General features: G+C 70.0%; 7 protein-coding genes and 1 tRNA gene. 6 read left to right on the plus strand and 2 right to left on the minus strand.

What is annotated here, in order from left to right; genetic code table 11:
* Positions 1–8: 8 nt before the first annotated feature.
* The 6 genes from ehuC (at position 9) to ACFVV1_RS10800 (ending at position 5104) form a co-directional block, all read left to right on the plus strand.
* Complete coding sequence (gene ehuC / locus ACFVV1_RS10775) at positions 9–752, plus strand: ectoine/hydroxyectoine ABC transporter permease subunit EhuC (protein ID WP_389987696.1); 744 nt, start codon at positions 9–11, stop codon at positions 750–752.
* The gene (ehuD, locus tag ACFVV1_RS10780) at positions 749–1390 is read left to right on the plus strand and encodes an ectoine/hydroxyectoine ABC transporter permease subunit EhuD (protein WP_389987699.1); all 642 of its coding nucleotides are present in this window, start codon (positions 749–751) and stop codon (positions 1388–1390) included. The genes ehuC and ehuD overlap by 4 nt, the downstream gene beginning before the upstream one ends.
* Entirely contained in the window at positions 1380–2228 is an 849-nt protein-coding gene (gene ehuA / locus ACFVV1_RS10785; protein WP_389987703.1) for an ectoine/hydroxyectoine ABC transporter ATP-binding protein EhuA, read from the plus strand. The genes ehuD and ehuA overlap by 11 nt, the downstream gene beginning before the upstream one ends.
* A gap of 167 nt (positions 2229–2395) precedes the next feature.
* Positions 2396–3154 (plus strand): IclR family transcriptional regulator, encoded by a 759-nt coding sequence (locus tag ACFVV1_RS10790; protein ID WP_389987706.1) that lies wholly within the window; start codon positions 2396–2398, stop codon positions 3152–3154.
* 149 nt (positions 3155–3303) lie between these two features.
* Positions 3304–3377, plus strand: a tRNA-Lys gene (locus ACFVV1_RS10795).
* A gap of 131 nt (positions 3378–3508) precedes the next feature.
* Complete coding sequence (locus tag ACFVV1_RS10800; protein WP_389987709.1) at positions 3509–5104, plus strand: MFS transporter; 1596 nt, start codon at positions 3509–3511, stop codon at positions 5102–5104.
* 146 nt (positions 5105–5250) lie between these two features.
* Here ACFVV1_RS10800 and ACFVV1_RS10805 read toward each other — a convergent pair whose 3' ends face one another.
* The gene (locus ACFVV1_RS10805; RefSeq protein ID WP_389987712.1) at positions 5251–5841 is read right to left on the minus strand and encodes a lytic polysaccharide monooxygenase; all 591 of its coding nucleotides are present in this window, start codon (positions 5839–5841) and stop codon (positions 5251–5253) included.
* Between the two features lie 159 nt (positions 5842–6000).
* On the minus strand, positions 6001–7197 hold a 1197-nt coding region (locus tag ACFVV1_RS10810; protein ID WP_389987715.1), incomplete at its 5' end, for an SPFH domain-containing protein.

Below are 7197 nucleotides of genomic sequence, written 5' to 3' on the forward strand. Positions count from 1 at the left end.
CGCACCGCATGAGTGATTTCTTCTCCGCCTTCTTCGACGATCTGCCGCAGTTGCGCGCGGGGCTGTGGGTGACCCTCCAGGCCACCGTCCTCGGCGCGCTGCTCGCCCTGCTCCTGTCGTTCGTCCTCGGTCTGATGTCGGTCGGCCGGCTGCTGGTGGCGCGCGGTGTGTCCCGCGTGGTCGTGGAGTTCTTCCGCGGTACCTCGCTCTACATCCAGCTGTTCTGGCTCTACTACGCGATGCCGCCGCTGACGGGGTACGAACTGACGCCGCTGCTCTGCGGTGTCGTCGCCTTCGGTCTCAACTACGGTGCGTACGGCGCCGAGGTGGTGCGCGGCGCGATCAACTCCGTACCGCGTGCGCAGTACGAGGCGGCCGTCGCGCTGAACATGACGCCGCTGCACCGGATGCGGAAGGTGATCCTTCCGCAGGCCTGGGTGCAGATGATCCCGTCCTTCACCAATCTTCTGATCCAGTTGCTGAAGTGCACCCCGCTGCTGTGGCTGATCTCCGCGGCCGACCTGATGACCGTGATCCAGCAGTTGCGCGACCGTACCGGTGAGACGCTCACCGCGTACGTGACCCTGCTGGTCATCTACTTCGTCCTGACCTACGCGCTGACCCTGCTGATGAATCTGCTGGAGCGCGGCGCCAAGCGGCGGCTCGGCCTGGCGACCGGTGCGGGCTCGCTGCTGCGCAGCCGCAGCGCCACGGAAGCCGTCGCGTCGGCGGCCGGAGGTGGTGTCCGGTGAACGGCTTCGACTGGAACGCCGCAGGGGACGTGCTGCCCCTGGTGCTCAAGGGCTTCGAGGTCACGCTGCTCGCGACCGTGCTCGGCACGCTCGTCGCCGCGGTGCTCGGGCTCGCCATCGCGGTCGCCGGGCGGGCCCCGAGCAGGTTCGTGACGGTGCCGGTGCGAGCCGTGATGGAGTTCATCCGGTCCACCCCGCTGCTCGTCCAACTGGTCGGCGCGGCCGCCCTGTTCACCTCGGTGGAACCGCTGGTGATCGGCATCGTGGTGCTGGGCGTCCACTACGCCACGTACACCTCCGAGGTGTACCGCGCCGGGATCGGCGGTGTGCCGAAGGGCCAGTGGGAGGCCTGCCGGGCGCTCTCGCTCACCCCGCGGCGGACCTGGCAGGCCGTGATCCTGCCGCAGGCGGTGCGCAATGTGCTGCCCGCCCTCGGCAACTACGCGATCTCGATGTTCAAGGAGACCCCGTTCCTCGCCGTGATCACGGTGCAGGAGATGGTCTTCGAGGCCCGGCAGTACGGCGCCGCCCACTTCGTGTACACCGAGGCATTCACGCTCGCCGGGCTGGTCTTCCTGGTCGCGAGCTACCCCACCTCGCTGCTGATGAGAAAGCTGGAGAAGCGTCTTGGCCACTGAATCCTTCCCCCTGCAGAAGACCGCGCCCACGGCCCCCGAGGACGCCGCGCCGGCCGTCGTCGCGGCGACCGGCCATCCGCTGGTCCGCTTCGACGACGTCGTGAAGCGGTACGGCGACCACGTCGTCCTCGACCGGCTGGACTTCTCCGTGCGGCGCGGCGAGCACGTCACCCTGATCGGGCCCAGCGGCTCGGGCAAGACCACCATCCTGCGGCTGCTGATGACCCTCGAAAGGGTCAGCGACGGGGTCATCTGGGTGGACGGCGGCCCGCTGTCCCACACCAGGGCGCCCGACGGCTCGCTGAGGCCGGCGACCGAGAAGCATCTGCGCGCGGCCCGGAAGAAGATCGGCATGGTCTTCCAGCAGTTCAACCTCTTCCCCAACATGAAGGTGCTGCAGAACATCACCGAGGCCCCGGTCAACGTGCTGGGCATGGACCGCGACGAGGCGGAGAGCCGCGCCCGCGAGCTGCTCGACCTGGTCGGGCTCTCGGGAAAGATCGACGCGCATCCCTCCCAGCTCTCCGGCGGCCAGCAGCAACGGGTGGCGATCGCCCGCGCGCTGGCGATGCAGCCGGAGATCCTGCTGCTGGACGAGGTGACGTCGGCGCTCGACCCGGAGCTGGTGGCGGGCGTGCTGGAGCTGCTGAGCGACATCGCCAGGAACACCGACATCACCATGCTCTGCGTGACCCACGAGATGAACTTCGCCCGCGACGTCTCGGAGACAGTACTGATGTTCGATGCCGGACGCGTGGTCGAGTCGGGATCACCGGAAAAAATCTTCACGGATCCCGCACACGAACGTACGCGCGAGTTCCTCACCGCAGTGCTGTGACCTCGCCACTTCCTCGCGCGCCAGTGACTCTGGCATATGCCGGACGGGTGCGCCCCAGCTTACGGCGTCGGGGCGCCCCATCAAGTCGCCAACAGCCGCCCCTGAAAGGGCTCTTGGCGGCTATCGTGAGGGCAGAGCCTGCGGTCACAACCTGGTGGGGGGAAACCGTGACGTTGAAGCCCGAACCGACCGCACCGTTCCATTCGGTGCAGTACGCCCTTCGTGTTCTCGAAACGGTCTCCAAGCACGGCACCGGCGTGCCGGACACCCAGATCTCCCGGGAGACGGGGCTGCCCGTCGGCCATCTCACCTCCCTGCTGCTGATGCTGCGCCGCGAGGGGTACGTCGAGCAGATCACCGACGGCGCCTATGTCATCGGCTCCTCGCTGCTGCTCCTCGGCTCCGGGGCGGCCCGCAGGCAGGCCCTGGAGACCAGGCTCCAGCAGTCGCTGGCGCAGCTGCGCGATTCGGTCGGCGCGGCGGTCTACATCAGCCGGTACGTCGACGGCGAGATCCGGGTCACGCAGTACGCCGACGGTCCCCGCACCCCCGCGGTGAACGAGTGGGTGGACTTCCGGTCCTCCGCACACGCCTCGGCGGTCGGCAAGTGCCTGCTGGCCCAGCTCGACCAGAACAGCCGCCGCGACCACCTCTCGCGCCACAAGACGGCCCGGCTCACCTCGCGGACGATCACCAACGAGAAGGTCCTCTTCTCCAAGCTGGACAGCCAGCCGGCGACGGTCCCGGTGCTCGACATCCAGGAGTACGCGGTCGGCACGGTGTGTGCGGCGGTGCCGCTGACCGCCGGGGCGTCGGCGGGGTGCCTGGCACTGTCCCTGCCGATCGAGGATGCCCATCGCCTGCGCACGGCGGCGGACACGCTGAACCGGCGGGCGGCGCCCGTGCTCTTGTCGCTGGCGCTCTAGGTGGGGTACCGATCGGCGAGGCTCACCGGGGTGCCCCCGGGACGGCTTTGTCCTCAATCGCCGGACGGGCTTGAGGTTGCCCGATGTGCACCGTTTGTCCGGCTGTCGTCAGCACTCCTCGGGGGCAGGTATTATTTTCGAGTCAGCAGGCGCCGCTAGCTCAGTTGGTTAGAGCAGCTGACTCTTAATCAGCGGGTCCGGGGTTCGAGTCCCTGGCGGCGCACAGACAACGCACTGGGCGGTTCACGTACACACGTGAACCGCCCAGTGCGTTTTTTGCTGCCCATCGAGATGTACGAACGTTTTACACATACGTACTAGACAAGCGTTTTAGACGCTCGTACATTTCCAGGCATGACGAACGCTACGAGCACCACCGCCGAGCGCGGCCCCCTCGCCGGTCGCCGGGAATGGACCGCCTTCGTGGTCCTTCTGCTTCCCCTCCTCCTCGTCTCGATGGACGTCTCCGTCCTCTTCTTCGCGATCCCGGCCATCGACCGGGACCTCGCGCCCAGCGCCACCCAGCAGCTCTGGATCTTCGACGTGTACGCCTTCGCCCTGGCCGGCCTGCTCATCACAATGGGCTCGCTCGGCGACCGGATCGGCCGTCGCAAGCTGCTGCTCCTCGGCGCGTTCGCCTTCAGTGCCGCGTCCGTCGCCGCCGCGTACTCCACCAGCCCCGAGATGCTGATCGCGGCCCGCGCACTGCTCGGGATCGGCGGTGCGACGCTGATGCCGTCGACGATGGGGCTCGTACGCAACATGTTCCGCGACGAGCGGCAGCGCGGCCGGGCCATCGGCATCTGGTCGGGTGCCATGGCCGGCGGGATCGCGCTCGGCTCGGTGCTCAGCGGGGTCATGCTGGAGCACTTCTGGTGGGGCTCGGTCTTTCTGATCAATGTGCCGGCCATGGTGCTGCTGCTGGTCCTGGTGCCGGCGCTGGTACCGGAGTTCAAGGACCCGAGCCCCGGCCGGTTCGACTTCCTGAGCGTGCCGCTGTCGATGGGGGCCGTGCTGCCCGTCGTCTACGGGGTCAAGGAGAGCGCCGCGCACGGGCTCGATGTGCGGAACGCGCTGATCATCGCCGCCGGGCTCGTCGTCGGCCTGTTCTTCGTCCACCGCCAGCGCAGCCACGGCGACGCGATGATCAGCCGGGAGCTCTTCCGCAACAGCGGCTTCGCTGCCGGGATCGGGCTGAACGCGCTGGCCGCGTTCGCCATGATGGGGTCCTCGTTCTTCACCACGCAGTATCTGCAGTCGGTGCTCGGCATGGGCACGATGGAGGCCGCGCTGTGGAGCCTGGCCCCGTCACTGGCCGTGGGCGCCGCCGCCCCGACGGCCACGGCGATCGCCCAGCGGACCGACCGTACGCGCGTCATCTGCGCCGGTTTCGTCATCGCCGCCGCCGGTTTCGCGGTCCTCGCCCTGACGGGTACGGACTCGCTGTGGCTGCTGCTCGGCGGCTGCGCCGTGATGAGCTGCGGCATCGTCACCGTGATGGCACTCGTCTCGGACCTGGCTCTGTCCACCGCCCCGCCGGAGAAGGCGAGTTCGGCGGCCTCGCTGCTGGAGACGGGGCAGGAGTTCGGCGGTGCGACGGGGATGGCCCTGCTCGGTGCGGTGGCCACGGCCGTCTACACCGCCGACATGCCGGGCTCCGCGCCAAAGGACGCCCGTAAGACGCTGGCGGGTGCGGTGGCCACGGGGGACGGGTCGCTGATCTCGATCGGACGGGAGGCCTTCGTGCACAGCATGCAGTACGCCTCGGTGGCGGGGGCCGCGCTGTTGCTGGCGGGCGCGGTACTGGCCGTGACGCTGCTGCGGCGGCGGACCGCAGTATCGGTCCGCGCGGGGCGCCGGCGTGGCCCCGGTCCGGCCCGGTCCGGGCCATCGCGGCCCCGGCAGGACCGGGAGCGGCCGGAAAGCGCTGACGCCCGGCCTCCGATGTGACCGGCCGCGAGCCGGGACCGGCCCGGCGGCACCACGCGTGGTCCGCTGGGCGCAGCGTGCGTCGGCGCCGGGAACGGCGGCCCCGGCCGGGGCCGCCGTCGCTCAACCGGAGTGCACGTGAGGGGCACTGTCTGACGGACTACACGTCAGAACTGCACGTCGGAGCAGGCGTAGAAGGCGTTCGCCGTGTCCGCGATGTTCCAGACGCTCAGGATGATGTGCTTCCCGGTCTTCTGGGTGGGGATGGTGCCCTGCTGGGTCAGGGTCGCCGGGGGCTGCTGGCCGCCGTACGGCACCGTCATGAAGGGCTGCTGCTCCAGGTCGGCCCTGGTGAGCGGCTTGGTGGGGTCCCAGCCGTCCTTGGTGATGTAGTAGCGGAAGTCCGTCGTCGCGTGACGGGCGGTGAACTGCCAGCGGAAGCCGAAGCCCTGGCCCGCCGTCACCTTGGTGGCGGGCCAGTTGCCGCCGCGCGGGTCGTCGAGCTGGGCGAACTCGCCGTGCCCGCCGGAGCAGATCTTGCCGTCGGCCGGACCCGCCGCCGGGAAGCCCTTCGGGCCCTCGACGCTCTGCGGCTCCCACTGGATGTTGCCGCAGTTCGTCACCGTGCCGTTGGCACAGAGCTTCTGGCGGCTGATGGGGTTGTCGGTGTAGCCGTGGCTGTTGGCACTGCTCGTCGCGAACATCGAGGCGCCCGCTATCGCCAGGCCGACTACGGCCGCGCTTGCCCTTTTACGCATTGCTGTCGCTCCTCAAGAACGTGGGGGAGGTTCCATGAGCCCTGCTGCGCGCGCGCCCTGCGGTCTAGACCAAGTCTTAGATTATTGACGGGATATGAACATGTCCAGACCAATGGGAGTTGGATTCCGCTTCGCCGCCGCAGCATCCCCTGCGGGCCCTCAGGCGCCCTCCCCGCCACTGCGTCCGGTGTAGAAGGCCACCGTCAAGTCCTTGACCAGCGACTTCCGTTCGTAGTCGTCCAGGTCCACGAGCCCCCTGGCGGTCAGCCGGTGCACGGTGTCGTCCACCGCGTCGACCACCGAAGTCAGGACACTGTCACGGTGTTTGGCGTCGATGGCGGCGATCCGGCGGCGCTGCATGGCCGCGGCGACCTCCGGCGCGTACTCGATTCCGGTCGGCTGCGCCGAGTACACCTCGATGCCGACGGGTTCGCAGTCCGCCTTCAGCATCCGGGTCAGCGCGTCACCGACCGCTTCCGCGTTGCGCAGGGTGTGCGCGTCCTCGTGGAAGGCGTCGGCGGGCAGTTGCGAGAGGACCCGCGCCATCGCCGCCTCGACCTGCTCGCGCAGATACGTCTCGTGGTCCGCGACCCCGAGCGTCGCCCGTACGGTGTCCTTGATCCGCCACACGACGAGGACGACGACGCGCAGCGCCGTACCGTTGGCATCCACGGCGGGGAGCGGTTCGCTGCGCCAGTGCCGCAGGCGTACGTCGACCCGGCGGCGGAGCAACAGCGGGCTGATCCACATCAGTCCGGTGCGCCGCACACTCCCCCGGTACTCGCCGAAGAGCGTCAGCACCCAGGCGTACCCGACCCGTCCGCGGCTCAGGCCGCCGAGCGCGAGGAGCACCGCCGCCCCCAGCGCGGCGAGCGCCGCCCAGGCGCCGAGACCGATCCCGTCGTACGGACGCGAGCCGATCCCGAGCCGGGTGAGCAGGGCGACGGGCAGCGCGCCGACCGACCAGAGGACGGCGCCACCGGAGGCGATCCCGGCCAGCCCGGCAAGCAGCGCCACCCAGCCGGGCAGCGCCGGCCCCGACCGCTCGGCAAGCCGTGGGTCACCGACGGGCGCCGGCCGCGTCGAAGGCCGCACCTGCGGCCCCCTCGGCGCGGGCGGCCGCCGCAGCCCCGCGGCCGGCTGGTGCCCACCGGCCCCGCGCCGCAGTACACCGGCGGGGAGCGCGGCGGCGTCGGTGGGCTCGGGGTTCTCGCGGAAGAGCAGGTGTACGGGGATGGACGCGGTCCGCTCATGGGCCTTGGCCGCGTGCCGCCGCCCGGCCCCCCGTGCGGCGTCGCCGGACTGCTCGGCCCCGGGAGTGCCGCGGGTGCCGGGGGTGGCGCGCGGCACCGGGTC

Origin of the sequence: Streptomyces sp. NPDC058092, assembly GCF_042884935.1 — a bacterium.
Classification (GTDB): domain Bacteria; phylum Actinomycetota; class Actinomycetes; order Streptomycetales; family Streptomycetaceae; genus Streptomyces.